This window comes from Pseudotamlana agarivorans (assembly GCF_018860245.1).
In the GTDB taxonomy this organism is placed as follows: Bacteria; Bacteroidota; Bacteroidia; order Flavobacteriales; family Flavobacteriaceae; genus Pseudotamlana; species Pseudotamlana agarivorans_A.
In genome coordinates this window covers 109,787-129,825 of sequence record NZ_JAHKPD010000011.1, presented here as the reverse complement: position 1 = coordinate 129,825, position 20,039 = coordinate 109,787, and the positions used below count along the sequence as shown (strand labels likewise).

Below are 20,039 nucleotides of genomic sequence, written 5' to 3'. Positions count from 1 at the left end.
CAACTAAAAGAAACCAACTTAAGCCAGAAAAAATAATGTCTAACCTTCGTATTACACGTGACTTTTAAAATGCAACTGAAGCTCTCGTGAAACTCTCAATTGTTATACTAAATTATAACGTGCGTTACTTTTTAGAACTGTGTTTAAAAAGTGTACAAGCGGCTACAGTAAATATAAATTCGGAAATTATTGTTGTAGATAATAATTCTGGAGACGGCAGCTGTGATATGGTTAAAAAACTGTTTCCAGAAGTTATACTTATTGAGAATAAGGTCAATGCCGGATTTTCAAAAGGAAATAACATAGGCGTTGCTCAGGCTAAAGGCGAGTATCTATGTATTTTAAACCCAGATACGGTCGTAGCCGAAGATACTTTTACGCAGTTGTTGGAATTTTCAGAAAACAAAGCAGACCTAGGTATTGTTGGGTGTAAACTCATTGATGGTTCTGGCGCATTTTTGCCTGAAAGTAAACGAAACATACCTTATGTATCGGTAGCTTTAAAGAAAATATGTGGAAACGCTAAACATTATTATGCCAACCATGTAGAGACGCATGCAGTTGATGAAGTCGATGTTTTAGTTGGTGCTTTTATGTTTCTAAAGCGCGTGGTTTACAACGAGGTTGGCGGCTTAGATGAAGCTTATTTTATGTATGGTGAAGATATTGATTTGTCATACATGGTAAAACAAGCAGGGTATAAAAATTACTATTTCGGTAAAACTACCGTAATACATTATAAAGGTGAGAGTACATTAAAAGATAAAGTATATGCACGACGCTTTTTTGGGGCCATGCAGATTTTTTATGAAAAACATTTCAAATCAAATCTGTTCTTTGATATGGTTGTTTGGTTGGGTATTAAAATGTTTTTTATGATGCAAACTGCGCCAAAGAAGCGTAAAAAGAAAGTGAGTCATTATGTTTTGGTTTCGAACAAAAAGAATTTGTCTCTAGAAAAAAAATTACACAGACCCGTAGTTGTTCAATCAGAGTTAAAAGACGTCGATCAAGATGTTGAAGTGATTTTTGATGGGCATTTCGTGACTTTTAAGAATATCATTCAAATGGTAGAATCTACATTTTCGCAAAATAAATCGGTTACGTATAAGATACTGCCAAATAATTCAAATTTTATTATAGGAAGTGATAACGAATTGGCAAGAGGGCAGATTATAAGTTTTAAATAGTATTTGTTGCAAATAGTTTAAAGGAATTCGTGTGTTTTCAGTAATTTTGCAACTGAAAATTAAAAAATCACTATTACATTATTGATATGGCAAAATTCGAGCTTAAATTACCAAAAATGGGAGAAAGTGTTGCAGAGGCAACAATAACATCTTGGTTAAAAGAAGTTGGAGACTCTATAGAAATGGACGATCCGGTATTAGAAATTGCAACAGATAAAGTAGATAGCGAAGTGCCTAGTGAGGTTGATGGTGTTATTGTGGAGCGTTTTTTCGAGGTTGACGATGTGGTTCAAGTTGGACAAGTGCTAGCAATAATTGAAACTGAAGGCGATGTTGTTATCGAAGAGACTTCGAAAGTAGCAGTAGATCCGGTAGAGGCTTCTGAATCCCAAGAGAAGGCCGTTGAAGAAATCACACAAACCATGACTAATGTTCAAGAAGCAGTAGCTCCTGCGGTTTCAAGCAACGGTAAGTTCTATTCGCCTTTAGTGAGGAATATCGCTAAAGCTGAAGGGGTGTCACAATCGGAATTAGACGCTATTGTTGGAACGGGTAGTGAAGGACGCGTTACTAAAAATGATATTTTAGATTACCTAAAAAATAAAGATAGTAAACAACTAGTAGCGGAAGCTCCTAAAACAGAAGTTCCTAAAACCGAAGCTTCTGTAAAGCAAAGCAAACCTAAGGCTATAGCAGCAGCAGAAAAAGTAACTCCAATAGTTTCTAGTGGTGAAGATGAAATCATAGAAATGACTAGAATGGGGAAATTGGTGGCAAACCATATGACCGATTCACTTCAAAAATCAGCACACGTACAAAGTTTTATTGAAGCTGATGTTACTAACGTATGGAACTGGAGAAAGAAGGTTAAAGATGGTTTTATGAAGCGCGAGGGTGAAAACTTAACGTTTACCCCAATCTTTATGGAGGTTATAGCCAAAGCACTTCGTGATTACCCGATGATGAATATTTCACTGCAAGGTGATAAAATAATAAAAAAGAAAAATATTAATTTAGGTATGGCTGCGGCTTTACCAGACGGGAATCTAATTGTTCCAGTTATTAAAAATGCAGATCAACTTAATTTAGTTGGCATGACTAAGCAGGTTAATGATTTAGCAAAACGATCAAGAGATAATAAATTAAAGCCAGATGAAATCCAAGACGGTACATATACAGTAACTAATGTGGGGTCCTTTGGTAGTATTATGGGAACGCCAATAATTAATCAGCCACAAGTAGGTATTCTTGCGCTTGGAGCGATTAGAAAAGTACCAGCGGTTATTGAAACCCCTGAAGGTGATTTTATCGGTATTCGTTATAAAATGTTCTTATCGCATTCATACGACCATCGCGTGGTAAACGGTGCATTAGGTGGGCTATTTGTAAAAGCGGTGAAAGATTATCTTGAAGCTTGGGATGTTAATAGAGAGCTATAAAGAACGATAATAAATAAACTATTGAAAAACCTAACCGTTAAACGCTTAGGTTTTTTTATTTTTGCAACTTACCCAAGTCGTATTTTAAATTTTTTTATAAATAATTCATGCAATTAAACTTAACAAAACCAATTTGTTTTTTCGATTTAGAGACCACTGGAATTAACATCACTTCCGATCGTATTGTTGAAATTTCAATATTAAAAGTGTTTCCTAACGGAAATAAGGAAAGTAAAACCTGGTTGGTAAATCCTGAAAGGCCAATTCCGGCAGAGGTTACAGCAATTCATGGTATTTCAGATGAAAAAGTAGCTAACGAGCCAACGTTTAAAGAATTAGCTAAGGATGTTTATAATATGATTAAAGATTCAGATTTGGGAGGATTCAATTCTAACCGATTTGATATTCCTTTATTAGCTGAAGAAATGTTACGTGCCGAAGTTGATTTCGATATGAAAAACCGTTTGGCGGTAGATGTGCAAACCATTTTTCATAAAATGGAACAGCGTACTTTAAGTGCTGCCTATAAGTTTTATTGTGATAAAGATTTGGAAGGTGCGCATACTGCAGCTGCCGACACAAATGCTACTTATGAGGTCTTAAAAGCACAACTTTCCAAATATGATGATCTTGAAAATGATACGAAGTTTTTAGCGGAATTTAGTTCGCGTAAAAAGTTTGCAGATTTTGCAGGTTTTATCGCCTTTAATAAAAAAGGTGAAGAATGCTTTTCGTTTGGAAAACATAAAGGCAAACTAGTTACAGAAATCTTAGATAAAGAGCCAGGCTATTTTGGTTGGCTATTAAACGCTGATTTTCCTCTATATACTAAAAAAGTATTAACCGCTATAAAATTAAGAAGTTTAAACAATAAATTAGGCTAAACACACGACCCCTAAGAAGTATAGTCTAATAATAAATCATTAACATTCAAAACTATTAATCCAAATTGAAACTCATTTGCATCGGGCGAAATTATACCGAACATATTGCCGAACTTCAAAATGAAAAACCAACCGAGCCTGTTATCTTTATAAAACCGGACACGGCGATTTTACTAAAAAAACAACCTTTTTTTATTCCAGATTTCTCTGATGACGTTCACCATGAAGTTGAGGTTTTGGTGAAAATAAATCGTGTTGGAAAGCATATCGATAAGAAATTTGCACATAAGTACTATAATGAAATCGGTTTAGGTATAGATTTCACGGCTAGAGATTTACAAAGTCAGTTAAAGGCTAAAGGCTTGCCTTGGGAGAAAGCAAAATCATTTGATGGTGCAGCCGTTATAGGTGAGTGGATTCCTAAAAACGAACTTCCTGAAGTTAATAATATTACGTTTTCTTTAAAAAAGAACGAAAATATTGTCCAAAATGGAAATACAAGCCATATGCTTTGGAAAATCGATGAAATAATAGAATATGTGTCTAAATATTTTACATTAAAGATAGGAGATATTATATTTACGGGAACCCCAGCAGGCGTATCTAAAGTATGCGCAAATGATAAGTTAAAAGGATTTATAGAAAACAAAGAAATGTTTTCAATAACAGTGAAGTAAATGGAGCAGCATTACAAATTATTTAGGGTAAGAGAATTAGCAGACAACGATGAAGAATTTATAGCAGCCTTGGCGGAAGCTTTTTTAGGAGAAGTTCCTGAGGATGCCGAGCGGTTAAAAAAAGCCGTAGCTGATAAAGATTATTACAACGCTTATCAAGCAGCACACAAAATGAAACCTACCATCGATTTATTTGAATTGGGTGTATTAGACACCTTAATAGAAGTTCAAGATTGGGGAAAATTCGAAAAAAAAGAAGAAGATGTTACAGCACAGTTAGCTGTAGTGTTAACGGCTGTTGATAATGCAGTAGCCGAAATGAAGTCAGATTTCAACTTATAATATAATACATGCTTGCAGAAATAATAACCATTGGTGACGAGTTACTTATAGGTCAGGTTATAGATACAAATTCTGCGTTTATTGCCAAGCAACTTAATAAAATAGGCGTTTCAATTTATCAAATTACTTCTATTCAAGATGATAAAGCCCATATATTGGCTGCGTTAAAAGATGCGGAACGTCATGTCGATATTATCATACTTACTGGAGGATTAGGACCAACAAAGGACGATATTACTAAAAAAACAATTGCCGATTATTTTAATGACAGCTTAGTTTTAAATACTAAGGTATTAGAAAACATAGAATCGATTTGGAATCAAAATGTAGGCTCAAAGTTACTTCAAGTTAATAAAGATCAAGCATTAGTACCGTCAAAATCACAGGTTTTAATGAATACCCTTGGAACAGCTCCTGGAATGTGGCTGGAAAAAGAGGAAAAGGTATTTATATCACTTCCCGGTGTGCCTTATGAAATGGAAGCCTTAATAGTTAACGAAGTTGTTCCTAAATTAAAGAACAAATACAATTGTCCATATATATTACACAAAACGCTTTTGGTATATGGATTAGGAGAGAGTGCTTTAGCCGATCGTATTGAAGCATGGGAAGATGCTTTGCCTTCTCATATTAAATTGGCCTATTTGCCGAGTTTAGGATTAATGCGCTTGCGTTTATCCACAAAAGGATATGATGCTAAACTTCTTAATAAAGAAGTGCAAAAACAGATAGATGCAGTCATTCCTTTAATTAAAGATGAATTTGCTGGTATTGAGGATAAAGATGGTTCTGTAGAAATAGTTATAGCTAAACAACTTACAAAGTCTGGTAGAACCCTTGCCATGGCAGAAAGTTGCACTGGTGGAGCTGTAGCAGAACGGTTTACCGTAAATTCAGGAGCTTCAGCTTACTTTAAAGGCGGTATAGTGACGTATTCTACCCAATCAAAAATTAATGTTTTAAAAGTTTCTAAAACAGATATCGAACAATTTTCTGTTGTAAGTGCTCAGGTAGCAGAAGGAATGGCAAGAAATGCTCAGGAATTATTTCAGTCTGATTACGCCATTGCAACCACGGGAAATGCTGGGCCTGCAAAGGGTGATTCTAACGCCGAAGTTGGTACCGTTTTTATAGCAGTAGCGACTAGAGACGGTGTTTACTCTCAGGAATTTAACTTCGGAAAACTAAGAATTAAAGTGATAAATAAAGCTGTAAATAAGGCTTTAGAAATGCTTCTGAAAGAAATTTTTAAAAATTGATTAAATTTCTGTTGTTGGAATATAAATTAATTGTATATTTGCACCTCGATTTTAAGCAACAAGAAATTAAAGTTATATAGAAATGTCAAGAGTTTGTGAACTTACAGGAAAGAAGGCGATGGTTGGAAACAACGTGTCTCATGCATTAAACAGAACTAAACGCAAGTTCAATGCGAATTTACTAAAGAAACGTTTTTACATTCCAGAAGAAGACAGCTGGATAACTTTAAAGGTTTCTGCAGCTGCTTTAAAAACTATCAACAAAGTTGGTATTTCTGCAGCAATTAAAGATGCAAAATCTAAAGGATTTTTAAAATAATAGCTGTATTTAATAAGTAAAAGACATGGCAAAGAAAGGTAACAGAATACAAGTAATCTTAGAGTGCACAGAGCACAAGGAGTCTGGACAAGCAGGAACTTCTAGATATATTACTACGAAAAATAAAAAGAACACGCCAGATAGAATGGAGATTAAGAAATTTAATCCAGTTCTTAAGCGTATGACAGTTCATAAAGAAATTAAATAATTAGACATTTTTACATAAGTAAAAATGCCAAATAAAACCACTATAGGTCATGGCAAAGAAATCAGTAGCATCATTACAAACAGGATCTAAAAGATTAACAAAAGCAATAAAAATGGTTAAGTCGCCTAAAACAGGAGCTTACATGTTTGTTGAATCTATTATGAGTCCAGATCAAGTTAACGACTTTTTAGCTAAAAACTAAAACGTAGCGTTTCAATATATTATAAGCTGCTTTCTTTACGAAAGCAGCTTTTTTATTTTTATATTTGAACTAAAATTTTAGGACCTGTCATTATAACAGTTTGACTATTATGGTAAGGAAGTTGACAAGCTTATAATATTGAACAATCAAAATAGTAACGCGAATAGTTTCACTTGTGATAAGCGTTTAATTAAATCACCAACCACAGATTAATATGAGTTTTTTTAAAAAAATATTTTCCTCAGAAAAAAAAGAAACCTTAGATAAAGGATTAGAAAAATCGAAATCTAGTTTTTTTGATAAATTGGGTAAAGCTGTTGCTGGGAAATCTAAAGTTGATGACGACGTTTTAGATAATCTGGAAGAAGTTTTAGTCTCTAGTGATGTTGGAGTAAATACAACTCTTAAAGTGATAACGCGTATTGAAGAGCGCGTTGAAAAAGATAAATATTTAGGTACGGCCGAACTAAATCAAATTCTTCGTGAAGAAATTGCTGGTTTATTAAGCGAAACCAATTCTGGTGAAGACACAGAATATACGATTCCGAAGTTTCCAAACCAGCCAGATGGCACAAAAACGCCTTATATTTTAATGGTTGTTGGGGTTAATGGTGTTGGTAAAACAACAACGATTGGTAAACTCGCTTATCAATTTAAAAAGCAAGGTTTAAAGGTGGTTTTAGGTGCAGCAGATACGTTTAGAGCGGCGGCAATTGATCAACTTCAAGTTTGGGCAGACCGTGTAGATGTGCCTATGGTGCGTCAAGAAATGGGTAGTGATCCAGCTTCGGTAGCTTTCGATGCTTTGCAATCTGGTGTAAACCAAGAGGCTGATGTGATTATTATCGATACCGCTGGACGTTTGCATAATAAAGTGAACCTAATGAATGAGTTGTCTAAAGTGAAACGTGTTATGCAGAAAGTGGTTGGCGATGCGCCTCATGATGTTTTATTAGTTTTAGATGGTTCTACAGGTCAAAATGCTTTTGAACAAGCAAAACAGTTTACAGCAGCTACAGAAGTGACTTCATTGGCGGTTACCAAATTAGATGGTACTGCAAAAGGTGGCGTTGTGATTGGTATTTCAGACCAGTTTCAAATTCCCGTGAAATACATTGGTGTTGGTGAAGGTATTGAAGACCTTCAGGTTTTCAATAAATTTGAATTCGTCGATTCTTTTTTTAAGTAAATTTCAGTACAACAACAAGTGAACGCTTTATCGTTTTAAGGAGTTTACAAGTGAATTAGTGGTTTACTTTTTCTGCTTTTAAGTCTTCTGTTTACAAAACTTTACTTTCCTTAAATAATATACTAACCTTCAATATATTAAAGGTTTAATAAAGTCTACGGTATAAAACTTAATATCGTGAATCATTCCGTATCTTTGCGCCCTCATTTATTCAAGTTATGCGTACAAAAACTCTAAAGAAAAATAAAATTAACGTCGTTACTCTAGGTTGTAGTAAAAACGTTTACGATAGTGAAGTCCTAATGGGACAATTAAAAGCTAGCGGAAAGGACGTTGTACATGAGGAAGAAGGTAATGTTGTGGTGATTAATACTTGTGGCTTTATTAATAATGCCAAAGAAGAAAGTGTGAACACGATTTTAGAGTACATGCAAAAGAAGGAGGATGGCGATGTTGACAAGGTTTTTGTGACAGGCTGTTTAAGTGAGCGCTATAAACCAGATTTACAAAAGGAGATTCCTAATGTTGATCAGTATTTCGGAACTACGGAATTACCAGGTTTACTAAAAGCTTTAGGTGCCGATTATAAGCACGAACTTATTGGTGAGCGTTTAACGACAACACCAAAAAATTATGCTTATTTAAAAATTGCTGAAGGTTGTGATAGACCATGTTCATTCTGTGCGATTCCAATTATGCGCGGAAAACATAGAAGTACGCCTATTGAAGATTTAGTTACCGAGGCTGAAAAATTAGCAGCCAACGGCGTTAAAGAGCTTATTTTAATTGCTCAAGATTTAACATACTACGGATTAGATTTATATAAAAAACGTAACCTAGCTGAGCTTTTAGAAGCTTTAGTAAAGGTTGAAGGCATCGAATGGATTCGTTTACACTATGCATTTCCAACAGGATTCCCTATGGATGTGTTAGATGTAATGAAGCGTGAAGCTAAAGTTTGTAACTACCTTGATATTCCATTGCAACATATTTCTGACGATTTATTGAAGAGTATGCGTCGTGGAACTACGAAAGAGAAAACCACAAAGTTAATTCATGACTTTAGAGCTAAAGTGCCTGAAATGACTATTAGAACGACTTTAATTGTTGGGTATCCAGGTGAAACGGAGGCGCATTTTCAAGAGTTGAAACAATGGGTTACAGACATGCGTTTTGAACGACTAGGTTGTTTTACATATAGTCACGAAGAGAATACCCATGCCTATAATTTGGAAGATGATGTTCCAGAGGACGTTAAAATAGATCGTGCTAACCAGATTATGGAAATTCAATCTCAAATTTCTTGGGAATTAAATCAGCAGAAAATAGGGCAAGTGTTTAAAGTGGTTATCGATCGTAAAGAGGGTAATTATTTTGTTGGCCGTACCGAGTTTGATTCACCAGATGTGGATAACGAAGTACTTATCGATGCTTCTAAAGCTTACTTAAAAACAGGTGAGTATACCACGGTTAAAATTACTGAAGCCGAAGATTTTGATCTTTATGCTGAGGTGGTTTCTTAAAAACACCAAATTTCAACTTAATAATATACTTCGAAGACCGTTAAGAAGCTGTAATAGAACCGTTGTTTGAGCTTGCCTATCGGCAGACAGGTGGAGTCGAGAACATGTCTTTTGCACAAAAAAATCTCTCGCAAAGCCACAAAGTCGCCAAGATGAGGTAAATAGAAAATCTGTGAAAATCAGTGTAATCTGTGTCTAGAAATTTCTCGGCGTTTCTCTGTGAAACCTCAGCGAATCTCTGTGAAACAATAATTAAGAGGATTCAACTACAAAACCTCCTCCAAATTCTCAAAATCATAAATCTTTCTATCCAACAAATGTGAAGGGTATACATTTTGAAGGGCGTTCATCATCACTGAACTTCTATCTGGAAAATCACTTTCCCAATCGGCAATCATTTGTTTCACTTTTTTACGTTGTAGGTTTTCCTGTGAGCCACATAAATTACAGGGAATTATAGGGAAATTCATATGCTCCGAATATACCTCGATATCACTTTCTTTACATAAGGCTAGAGGTCGTAGTACTACCAAATCGCCAGCATCATTTTTAAATTTTGGAGGCATAGACTCTAATTTTCCAGCAAAAAAGAAATTCAGTAAAAAGGTTTCAATAATATCATTTCTATGATGTCCTAAAGCCAGTTTGTTACAGCCTAAATCTTTAGCAGCTTCATAAAGTGTACCACGGCGTAATCTAGAACAGAGACTACAAGTCGTTTTACCTTCTGGGGTTTTCTCTATAACCACTTTATAGGTGTTTTTTTCTATGATTTTATACTCAACACCTAATGCACTAAGGTAATTTGGGAGCACCTCTTCAGGGAACCCAGGTTGCTTTTGATCTAAATTAACCGCTATAATTTCAAATGAAATAGGCGCTACCTTTTGAAAATACAGCAACATATTCAGCATGGTGTAGCTATCTTTTCCTCCGGAAAGACAAACCATGATGCGGTCGCCATCCTCTAGAAGTGTGTATTGTTTTATGGCTTCGCCAACCGCGCGATGTAATTTTTTTGTAACCTGTTCTAAATGCTCCATGAGTGCAAAAATATTATATAATGAGAAATAAAATTCAATTTTAACAGGAAAGAATGTCTTCCGATTGACTTCAATTATTTTTGGGTTTACTTTACTACATTTGACTGCAACTTAAAGAAAATTGCTTATGGATTTTTCAGAAGTGCTTTATAAAGTAAGTCAGCATAGTTTAGGCGTGTTAGGAGGTCAATCCCTTCCTAAAAAATACGTGCACCTCGATTTATCTGAAACCAACACAGACTTTTTAAAATATGATTTGAGTACATCATTAAAATTTGGTCAATTTGTAGATCAGTATTTGATGAGGCATGGCGCTGATGTAGCCTATGGAGGGTATTTAGAGGTGAGAAACATTTATAAGCGTAGCAGCTATTTTAATACAGTTGATCAATCTAATCGAAATATTCATCTAGGAATCGATTTATGGAGTCCTGTAGAAACTCCGATATTTGCGCCTATAGCGGGTACTTTGCACAGTTTTAAAAACAACACCAATTTTGGTGATTATGGACCTACAATAATTTTGGAACATTTGTATGACGGATTTACATTTTACACGCTTTACGGACATCTAAGTTTGGCATCTTTAGAGGGGAAAGTTGTTGGTCAAAAATTTGAAGCAGGCACTAAACTTGGTACTTTAGGCGACGCTTCAGTTAATGGAGATTACCCACCACATTTACATTTTCAGACTATAAAAGATATTCAAAACTATACAGGTGATTATCCTGGGGTGTGCGCTAAAGAGGAACTTGAGTATTATAAAAAGAATTGCCCAGACCCCATGCCGTTGCTTAAACTTAAAAAGTAAACAAAATCTTTCTTTATATTTTTTCGTATCTTTAATAGGAATCATTTAAAGAAAATTATGAAACAAAACATCATAAAAACCTTAGGGCTTTGTGTTTTAGGGTGCTTTTTAGCATTTTCTAGTGCGCATGCTCAGGGCATTAAAAAAGAGGTCGTAAAGTTTGAAGAAGGTAAATTCACTACGAGCATCGAAAATAATATTAAAGGTGATCAAATTGTAGATTATACCGTTAACGTCAAGGAAGGTCAGTTTTTAAATGTTAGCATGGCTACCGATAATTCAGCCAACTATTTTAATTTAATGGAGCCTAATGAAGAGTATGTTGCTATTTTTAATGGTTCAATGAGTGAGAATATGTTCGAAGGGCAACTTGAAAAAACCGGAGACTATACCATACGTGTTTATTTAATGAGAAGTGCAGCCCGTAGAAACGAAGTTGCGAATTACAAACTTGAAATTGTGGTTTCTAATCCAAATAAGGAACATTAGAAGGTAATTCATAAAAATAAAAAAGGCGACTTAAAATTTTTAAGTCGCCTTTTTTGATAAATATTTTTTGGAACCTAATATTTATCTTTTTTTCGCACTAATTTTTAGTGTTGTGATCATTGTTTGTTTTTTTAACTATCAGATTTTGCGGCTGAGGCTATTTATTTGATTATAATTTTATTATTAATTATTTCTCCATTCGTGGTTTCAAGTGATAGTATATAAATGTCACTTTTAAGGTTTTGATTCAAATTAACAAGAAGTTCATTATTTATTTGTTGAACTTTAACACCATTAATTTTTTGTCCAATATTATTATATAGAGCTATCTCTTTGATTTTCACTTTCCCAACTTGAATGGTGATTTTATGATTGGAGGTTGGGTTTGGAAATAAATTAAATGAATGCTTATTTGAGGTGTTTTGAGTTGATAAATTATTCTTGGGTAGATCAAACGGATGTTGGAAGCCGGTTACACCAGGGAAATCTATTTTATATAAGTCGTTAGGAGCTGTAACAAACAAGGTATTTAAGTTCGTTCCGCCAAAAGTACAATTCGTTACGTTTTCAGTAAAAGCTATTGTTTTGGTATGTGTACCAGAATCATCAAATATTTGAATGGATTTTTTTGCTGCAACATAAAGGTTGCCGTTGGAGTCTAAAGCCATACCATCGGCTAGGGATCTGGGTTCGGTATTATCAGTGTCTTCTAAAGTGCTAAAAACACTTTTATTACTTAGTGTACCATTAGCGGGGTTGATGTCAAATTGATAGATTTCATAATTATCAGAATCGCTTACAAGTAGCTTCTTGCCGTCGTTTGAAATAAGCACTCCGTTAGGAAAATCGATAGTACTGTTGACTAAAGTGGTTGTTCGTGTAGGGCCTGGGCTGATATAGTAGATGGCATCATCATTTGGGTCGGTAACATACATGCCATCGTTTTTATCAAGACACAAATCGTTAGGGTTTGTTAAACCAGAAGCATAAGTATTTAATACCGTACCGCTGATCGTTCTTTGTGAAACTTTTCCACCTTGGAATTCACAAATAATAAGGTTAGAATTTTCATCTAGCATGAGACCATTGGTTCGAACGCTAGAAGCGAATGCTGTAGAAAAACTATTGGTGCTAAGTGTATAAACTTCCACCTTTCGAGTACCTACATCTGAGAAGATTATTTTATCGTTTTGATCCCACACAGGACCTTCATTGAAACCAAATTGTCCAGAACTCAGTTTAACTGGGGTTTGCGCAACAGCAGTGAGGTTAATAAGTAAAAAGGAAGCGAATAAAAGTAATGTAGTTTTCATAGTTAAAGTTTGTACGAAAATACATTTTGACATAAGTCGTAAACTGTTATTTGTTACCTAAGAGTTAACCTATATTACCTTAAAGTCAACGAGTTTAAAACATGTACATCAAAAAAAATCCCGATTATCATAAACGGGATTTTTATATTATTTTGAATTATGTTGTTTACTCATTGACCAAAACCCATTCGCCTTTGGCCAATAATGGTTCTGCTTGTTTAAATTTCATGGTTTTGTTTTCACCATTCATAACGTTTTTGATGGTAACACGATCGTTACGACCAATTTTTGGGGCCGATCGTACTACGGTTTCAATAACTTCTGGCTGACGCTGTGTGTTTCCTGCAGCTCTACTTTGTGCAGAACGCTCATCTAAATTAGGAATTTCATCTTTTTGAGTTTGCAAGTTTTCCTTTGTAGGTGTTTGTCTTGCTTCTTGAATTGTATTTTGAGTTTCTTGAGGCAATTCACCTTTAAATAAGAATGAAATAACATCTTTATTAACTTGGTCTATCATGCCTTTGAATAATTCAAAAGCTTCAAATTTATAAATTAATAAAGGGTCTTTTTGTTCGTGAACCGCTAATTGTACAGATTGTTTCAACTCGTCCATTTTACGTAAATGTGTTTTCCAAGAATCATCGATTATTGCTAAAGCGATATTCTTTTCAAAATCTGTAATTAATTGTTTTCCGTTTGTTTCGTATGCTTTTTCAAGATCGGTAACGACATTTAAACTTTTAATACCATCAGTAAATGGTACTACGATACGTTTAAATTTATCACGTTGCGTTTCATAAACATTTTTAATAACAGGGAAAGCCATATCTGCATTTCGAGACATTTTCTCTTTATAATGATCGAAAGCAGCGTGATACACTTTAGAAGTGATTTCTTGAGCTGAAAGTTTGCCAAATTCTGCTTCAGAAACAGGTGCACCCATTGAAAAATAACGAATTAATTCAAATTCGAAGTTTTTATAATCATTAGCGCCTTTGTTTCCTTCCGCAATACCTTCCGAAGTATCAAATAGCATATTGGCTATATCTACACGAAGACGTTCACCGTGTAAAGCATGATGACGACGTTTGTAAACCACTTCACGCTGTGCGTTCATCACATCATCATATTCTAATAAACGTTTACGAACACCAAAGTTGTTTTCTTCTACTTTTTTCTGTGCGTTTTCAATAGATTTTGAAATCCAAGAATGCTGAATCACTTCACCTTCTTTTAATCCCATTTTATCCATCATCTTAGCGATACGCTCACTACCGAATAAACGCATTAAGTTATCTTCTAGCGACACGTAAAATTGAGAGCTTCCTGGATCTCCTTGACGACCAGCACGTCCGCGTAATTGTCTGTCGACACGACGCGAATCATGACGCTCAGTACCTACGATGGCCAAACCACCTGCTTTTTTAACTTCTTCAGATAATTTAATATCGGTACCACGACCTGCCATGTTTGTTGCAATCGTTACTTGGCCAGCATTACCAGCTTCGGCCACAATATCAGCTTCTCGTTTGTGTTGTTTTGCATTTAATACGTTGTGAGGAATTTTTCTAATACTAAGCATTTTCCCTAACAACTCACTAATTTCTACTGACGTTGTACCAATTAATACTGGGCGTCCTGCTTGGGATAATTTGGTAACTTCATCAATAACAGCATTGTATTTTTCACGTTTTGTTTTAAAAACTAAATCATCTCTATCATCACGTGCAATAGGGCGGTTGGTTGGAATTTCAACCACGTCTAATTTATAGATCTCCCAGAATTCCCCGGCTTCAGTAACAGCTGTACCGGTCATACCAGAAAGTTTGCGGTACATTCTAAAGTAATTTTGAAGCGTTACAGTTGCAAAAGTTTGCGTTGCATCTTCAATTTTTACATTTTCTTTAGCTTCAATCGCTTGGTGTAGTCCATCACTGTATCGACGACCATCCATAATACGACCTGTTTGTTCATCAACAATCATCACTTTATTGTCCATGACCACATATTGTGTGTCTTTTTCGAATAAAGCGTAAGCCTTTAATAATTGACTTAATGTGTGAATGCGTTCAGATTTCACACCAAAATCTTTGTATAAATCTTCTTTAAGGGTAGCTTCTTCTTCAGCAGAAAGTCCTTGCTTCTCAATCTTTGCAATTTCAATACCTATTTCTGGTAAGATGAAAAAGTCTGGATTGTCTTTACCCGAAATATAATCAACACCTTTATCTGTTAATTCAACTTGATTGTTTTTTTCTTCTATAACATAGTACAATTCAGCATCAACCTTAGGCATTTCGCGGTTGTTGTCTTGCATGTAAAAGTTCTCTGTTTTTTGAAGTAATTGTTTGATGCCATCTTCAGATAAGAACTTGATAAGCGCCTTGTTTTTAGGAATACCACGATAAACGCGTAGTAATTGAAAAGCGCCTTCTTTAGTATCACCTTCTTTTATAAGTTTCTTAGCTTCAGCTAAAACACCTGTTAAATATTTGCGTTGTACCGAAACAATATCATCAACTTTAGGTTTTAATTCATGAAATTCATGATGATCCCCTTTAGGGATAGGTCCTGAAATGATTAATGGTGTACGGGCATCATCAACTAAAACCGAATCGACCTCATCGACAATAGCGTAGTTGTGTGGACGTTGCACCAAATCTTCTGGAGCGTGTGCCATGTTATCACGTAAGTAATCGAAACCAAACTCGTTATTTGTTCCGTAAGTGATATCGGCGTTATAAGCTTTTCTACGGGCTTCAGAATTTGGTCTGTGGTAGTCAATACAATCTATACTTAAACCATGGAATTGGAAAATAGGCGCCATCCAAGCACTATCACGTTTCGCTAAGTAATCATTTACCGTTACTAAATGAACGCCTTTACCAGCTAATGCATTTAAGTAAACAGGAAGTGTTGCCACTAAAGTTTTTCCTTCACCTGTATGCATTTCGGCAATTTTACCTTGATGCATAGCAATACCACCAATAAGTTGTACATCGTAATGAATCATATCCCAGGTGATGGCTTTTCCAGCAGCATCCCAGGAGTTGGCCCAAACTGCTTGATCGCCGTCTAGAACCACATAATCTTTCTCACTAGAAATTAATCTATCAAATTCGCTAGCTGTAACAGGAATAGAGGTGTTATGCACAAAACGTTTTGCCGTTTCTTTAACCACAGCAAAGGCTTCAGGAAGAATCTCATTTAAAACATCTTGCGTTACCACATAGGCATCGTCTTTAAGTTTGTCGATATCTAAATATATGTCTTCACGCTTATCAATGTCTTCAGTGTTTTCTGCTTCTATGGTAAGATTTGAAATTTGAGCATCAATATCTTTATTGGCATCGGCAATTTTAGCTTTAAACTCGGCTGTTTTTGCCCTCAATTCGTCATGTGATAAAGCTTCTAAAGCAGCCTCGAAGCTCTTTATTTTAGAAACTATGGGAGTGATGGCCTTGACATCTTGCTTTGATTTGTCGCCAACAAATACTTTCAATACAGAATTTAAAAGATTCATGAGAGTTATTTTATGTGTTACATCTTGCAATCGCAAGCGTTTTATGATTTATTTTTAAGGTTCTTTGTATGCGTTTTTTGGTGCTTCCAAAGATACATCTTGTTTAAAGATTTGGACAAAAAAAAAGCCTCAAATCGAGACTTTTTAATTATTATTTATGCGTTTATCTAATATTCATCCTCATTCCAAAGGTAATCTTCATCAGTAGGATAGTCAGACCAGATTTCTTCAATAGAGTCATAAGAGTCTCCTTCATCTTCGATAGATTGTAAATTTTCCACAACTTCTAACGGTGCTCCCGTTCGAATTGCGTAATCTATAAGCTCATCCTTTGTCGCTGGCCAAGGTGCATCACTTAAGTAAGATGCTAATTCTAAAGTCCAATACATTTCTTACGTGTTTAATTTTGTGCAAAAATAAATTTTTAGTTCAAATAGACAAGAAAAAAACGAATTATTTCTCATTCTTTGTTTTTATATTTTTTATAACCCCTAAAAGAATAGATTCTTCTCTATAGTATTAGCTCACCATTTGTTTAAATAACCTCATAGAAATTAATCTCTAAATATTTTAATAAGATTATTTAAAACGCATTTTTATCATTAATTACAAGAACGTATCTTTTTTAAGATTCAAACCCGAGATGTTTAATTTTACGGATTTAAATTTTAAGCTTCTGTTTAGTGGATCTACTCCAGGTTTTTTTCAGGAATCCACTTAATTTCATCTGCTCGCAAATCATAAGACAACTTTCGTGCCAACACAAAAAGGTAGTCAGATAAGCGGTTTAGATAGGTTAGGGTGTTTGCTTCAAATGGTTCTAAATCATTAAGTTGAGAGGCTAAGCGCTCTGCTCTACGGCACACGCAACGTGCTATGTGACAGAATGACACAGATTGATTACCTCCAGGTAAAATAAAATGGGTCATTTCAGGTAAGGCGTCGTTCATCATATCCATTTCATGCTCTAGCTGTTCGATGTCTTCATCAGAAATTTTGGAAATGTTTAAACGTGCTTTTCCGTTTTTTAAAGTTGCTTTTTCTGGGTCTGTAGCTAAAACTGCTCCAATCGTGAAAAGCCTGTCTTGAATCCGTATAATTAAATCGATATAATCTTGGTGAATGGGTTGATCGCGTATCAATCCTAAATAAGAGTTTAATTCGTCTACCGTTCCGTAGCTTTCAATTCTAATATGATGTTTAGGTACACGTGTACCTCCAAATAATGCCGTTGTTCCTTTATCTCCAGTTTTTGTATAGATTTTCATTTTTTATGGCTTTCGGTTAATTAGTTTTTTAGCTTATGGTTGGTAATATACTAATAAGTTTATAGTAATTAGAAATGTAAAAATGAATTTTAGGGGCAATACAAGCTGCATAGGCATTAGGTTTAACCTTAATTTTATGTTTTCTTTAACATAAATGTTTTATTTTCGTGCTTTACAAACCAAACAACAAAATTAATGAGAAAAATTACTTTACTATTATTGGTCATGGCATCGTCATTAGTGATGCAAGGTCAATCATTTAATGGGTTTTTAACCGACAATTACAGTGGTGTGAATAGCGTAATTGCCAACCCTGCTAATATTACGGATTCCCGTTTTAAAACAGATATTAACCTCGTGGGCGTTAGTGCTTTTATTGGCAATGACTATGCTGGTGTAAATGTTTTTGATGCTATTAAAGATGACTATGATTTTGATGCCAGTGCAAATATCTATCCTACAGATAACAACAATGCGCTTGTGAATACCGATATTATGGGGCCTTCATTTATGTTCAATATAAATAGAAAGAGCTCTTTAGCTGTTTTTACGCGTTCTAGAGCCTTTGTGACCGCACATAATGTTAATGGAAATCTTATTGAAAACTTTGATAGCGATGATGGTGACGATGTTAACTTTGATGATGGTAGTTTAATTACAACAGGTCATGGTTGGGGTGAATTAGGGGTTACTTATGCTCGAGTGATTATAGATGATAGAACCATGTTTTTAAAAGCAGGTCTTACCGCCAAATATCTTCAAGGTGCTGGTAGTGCCCATATTAATGGTGATAATATTAGTGTTGATTATCTGGTAGATGGCGCTGGTCCAGATCTAGGTACTATAGAAACTACAGGTCGTTTAACGTATGCGGTTTTTGACTCTACTGTTGATGAAGATGGGTACGAATATGAGCTTCCTAATGCTACAGGTGTTGGTTTCGACATAGGTTTTGTGTACGAATGGCGTCCAAATTACCCAGACTACCAAAAAACAAATAGCAATGGCGACACCTATTATGTTAAAGATAAAAATAAGTACAAGCTTAAATTAGGACTTTCTATTACAGACATAGGGAGTATTAATTATAAAGATGGTGTAGAGGAAACGTATATAATAGATAAATTTGACACCGTAGAAAATCTTGAGGATGAATTTGATAATGCTGATAGTTTTGAAGACTTTTTAAGAAATTACTATGTTTTAGATGAAAGTAAAAAAGGTTATAAAGTAAACTTACCAACAGCATTACATTTTAATGCAGACTGGAGTTTTACAAATCGTTTATATGTAAACTTAAATACCGATTTATCTTTGGTCTCAAAGGATAATGTAGGGGCTACACGTATAGCTAACACGGTATCTTTAACACCTCGTTTTGAAAGTAAACTATTTAGTTTTTACTTGCCAATGGGTGTCGTGCAATACAGTGGGTTTCAAGCTGGAGCTGGATTAAGATTTGGTCCATTATATGTGGGGTCGGGTTCTGTGTTAAGTGCATTGGTTAGCGACAATACTAAGGCTGCCGATGTTTATGCAGGTATAAAAATTCCTGTTTACCAAGGTGATGCAAAAGATCGTGATGGCGATGGTGTTATTGATAAGTTAGATGCTTGTCCTAAAGTTGCAGGTCCCGAAGAAAATAGTGGATGCCCGTGGGGAGATGCTGACGCTGATGGTGTTTTAGATAATGAAGATGCTTGTCCGAATGAGGCAGGTCCTAAAGAAAATAAAGGATGTCCTTGGGGAGATTCTGATGCTGATGGTGTTTTAGATAATGTAGATGCTTGTCCGAATATGGCTGGTACTTTAGAGAATAAAGGTTGCCCATGGGGAGATGCTGATAATGATGGTGTGTTAGACAATGTAGATCAATGCCCTAAGGTAGCAGGAACAATTGAGTATGATGGTTGTCCGTCTCCAGCACCAAAAGTAACTGAAGCTGTATTGAAAACATTAAATGCTTATGCAAAAACGATTTTATTTAATAACGGAAAAGCGACTTTAAAAGATTCGTCTAAAGCTGTTTTGGATAATATTGTGGGGGTTTTAAAGGATTACCCTAATTCACACTTTTCTATTAATGGCCATACGGATAGTTCAGGGTCCGATACTTTAAACCAAAAGTTATCTGAAAATAGAGCAAGTGCCGTAATGACATATTTGATTGAAAACGGCATTAGCTCATCTAGATTATCACATAAAGGTTTTGGAGAATCTAACCCAATTGATGATAATACTACAAAAGAAGGTAGAAGAAATAACAGACGTGTTGAAGTGGTTTTAGTGAGGTAATAAGCTCGTTTTTGTATTTGTGTAAATACTAAAAATTAGTTTAGCGTCATGACGAAACTGATAAT

General features: G+C 35.1%; 19 protein-coding genes. 14 read left to right on the top strand and 5 right to left on the bottom strand.

What is annotated here, in order from left to right; translation table 11 throughout:
* Positions 1–86 precede the first annotated feature (86 nt).
* The 11 genes from KO493_RS05425 to rimO all read left to right on the top strand — a co-directional run bounded on the left by KO493_RS05425 (position 87) and on the right by rimO (position 9,232).
* The gene (locus KO493_RS05425) at positions 87–1,190 is read left to right on the top strand and encodes a glycosyltransferase family 2 protein (protein ID WP_216066930.1); all 1,104 of its coding nucleotides are present in this window, start codon (positions 87–89) and stop codon (positions 1,188–1,190) included.
* A gap of 86 nt (positions 1,191–1,276) precedes the next feature.
* Positions 1,277–2,629: a dihydrolipoamide acetyltransferase family protein gene (locus tag KO493_RS05420; RefSeq protein WP_216066929.1), complete on the top strand. Its 1,353-nt coding sequence runs from the start codon at positions 1,277–1,279 to the stop codon at positions 2,627–2,629.
* 107 nt (positions 2,630–2,736) lie between these two features.
* Positions 2,737–3,513, top strand: coding sequence for a 3'-5' exonuclease (locus KO493_RS05415; RefSeq protein ID WP_216066928.1), 777 nt, complete (start codon positions 2,737–2,739; stop codon positions 3,511–3,513).
* A 65-nt stretch (positions 3,514–3,578) separates the two neighbouring features.
* Positions 3,579–4,190: a fumarylacetoacetate hydrolase family protein gene (locus tag KO493_RS05410; protein WP_216066927.1), complete on the top strand. Its 612-nt coding sequence runs from the start codon at positions 3,579–3,581 to the stop codon at positions 4,188–4,190.
* The gene (locus tag KO493_RS05405; RefSeq protein WP_216066926.1) at positions 4,191–4,532 is read left to right on the top strand and encodes an Hpt domain-containing protein; all 342 of its coding nucleotides are present in this window, start codon (positions 4,191–4,193) and stop codon (positions 4,530–4,532) included.
* A gap of 8 nt (positions 4,533–4,540) precedes the next feature.
* On the top strand, positions 4,541–5,791 hold the full coding sequence (locus KO493_RS05400) for a competence/damage-inducible protein A (RefSeq protein WP_216066925.1): 1,251 nt from the start codon (positions 4,541–4,543) through the stop codon (positions 5,789–5,791).
* 82 nt (positions 5,792–5,873) lie between these two features.
* The gene (rpmB, locus tag KO493_RS05395; RefSeq protein ID WP_216066924.1) at positions 5,874–6,110 is read left to right on the top strand and encodes a 50S ribosomal protein L28; all 237 of its coding nucleotides are present in this window, start codon (positions 5,874–5,876) and stop codon (positions 6,108–6,110) included.
* 25 nt (positions 6,111–6,135) lie between these two features.
* A complete protein-coding gene (gene rpmG / locus KO493_RS05390; protein ID WP_150936998.1) occupies positions 6,136–6,318 on the top strand; it encodes a 50S ribosomal protein L33 in 183 nt (60 codons plus the stop codon).
* 49 nt (positions 6,319–6,367) lie between these two features.
* A complete protein-coding gene (locus KO493_RS05385; RefSeq protein WP_216066923.1) occupies positions 6,368–6,520 on the top strand; it encodes a DUF4295 domain-containing protein in 153 nt (50 codons plus the stop codon).
* A 214-nt stretch (positions 6,521–6,734) separates the two neighbouring features.
* On the top strand, positions 6,735–7,709 hold the full coding sequence (gene ftsY / locus KO493_RS05380; protein WP_216066922.1) for a signal recognition particle-docking protein FtsY: 975 nt from the start codon (positions 6,735–6,737) through the stop codon (positions 7,707–7,709).
* A 218-nt stretch (positions 7,710–7,927) separates the two neighbouring features.
* Positions 7,928–9,232: a 30S ribosomal protein S12 methylthiotransferase RimO gene (rimO, locus tag KO493_RS05375; RefSeq protein WP_216066921.1), complete on the top strand. Its 1,305-nt coding sequence runs from the start codon at positions 7,928–7,930 to the stop codon at positions 9,230–9,232.
* Positions 9,233–9,498: 266 nt separating this feature from the next.
* On the opposite strand, the gene ttcA is transcribed toward rimO, so the two are convergent.
* Entirely contained in the window at positions 9,499–10,275 is a 777-nt protein-coding gene (ttcA, locus tag KO493_RS05370; RefSeq protein WP_216066920.1) for a tRNA 2-thiocytidine(32) synthetase TtcA, read from the bottom strand.
* A gap of 127 nt (positions 10,276–10,402) precedes the next feature.
* Here ttcA and KO493_RS05365 point away from each other — a divergent pair, with 127 nt between their 5' ends.
* Both KO493_RS05365 and KO493_RS05360 read left to right on the top strand, forming a co-directional pair.
* Positions 10,403–11,086 carry a peptidoglycan DD-metalloendopeptidase family protein gene (locus tag KO493_RS05365; protein WP_216066919.1) on the top strand — a complete coding sequence of 228 codons (684 nt, stop codon included), beginning with the start codon at positions 10,403–10,405 and terminating at the stop codon, positions 11,084–11,086.
* Positions 11,087–11,143: 57 nt separating this feature from the next.
* On the top strand, positions 11,144–11,575 hold the full coding sequence (locus KO493_RS05360) for a hypothetical protein (RefSeq protein ID WP_216066918.1): 432 nt from the start codon (positions 11,144–11,146) through the stop codon (positions 11,573–11,575).
* 161 nt (positions 11,576–11,736) lie between these two features.
* Here KO493_RS05360 and KO493_RS05355 read toward each other — a convergent pair whose 3' ends face one another.
* From KO493_RS05355 to KO493_RS05340, 4 genes are all read right to left on the bottom strand, one after another.
* A complete protein-coding gene (locus KO493_RS05355; protein ID WP_216066917.1) occupies positions 11,737–12,888 on the bottom strand; it encodes an SMP-30/gluconolactonase/LRE family protein in 1,152 nt (383 codons plus the stop codon).
* 166 nt (positions 12,889–13,054) lie between these two features.
* The gene (gene secA / locus KO493_RS05350; protein ID WP_216066916.1) at positions 13,055–16,411 is read right to left on the bottom strand and encodes a preprotein translocase subunit SecA; all 3,357 of its coding nucleotides are present in this window, start codon (positions 16,409–16,411) and stop codon (positions 13,055–13,057) included.
* 167 nt (positions 16,412–16,578) lie between these two features.
* On the bottom strand, positions 16,579–16,800 hold the full coding sequence (locus tag KO493_RS05345; protein ID WP_019387375.1) for a DUF2795 domain-containing protein: 222 nt from the start codon (positions 16,798–16,800) through the stop codon (positions 16,579–16,581).
* 300 nt (positions 16,801–17,100) lie between these two features.
* Complete coding sequence (locus KO493_RS05340) at positions 17,101–17,679, bottom strand: cob(I)yrinic acid a,c-diamide adenosyltransferase (protein ID WP_216066915.1); 579 nt, start codon at positions 17,677–17,679, stop codon at positions 17,101–17,103.
* A 195-nt stretch (positions 17,680–17,874) separates the two neighbouring features.
* Between KO493_RS05340 and KO493_RS05335 the strand changes: the two genes are divergently transcribed.
* Positions 17,875–19,974: a DUF5723 family protein gene (locus KO493_RS05335; RefSeq protein ID WP_216066914.1), complete on the top strand. Its 2,100-nt coding sequence runs from the start codon at positions 17,875–17,877 to the stop codon at positions 19,972–19,974.
* Positions 19,975–20,039: the final 65 nt, after the last annotated feature.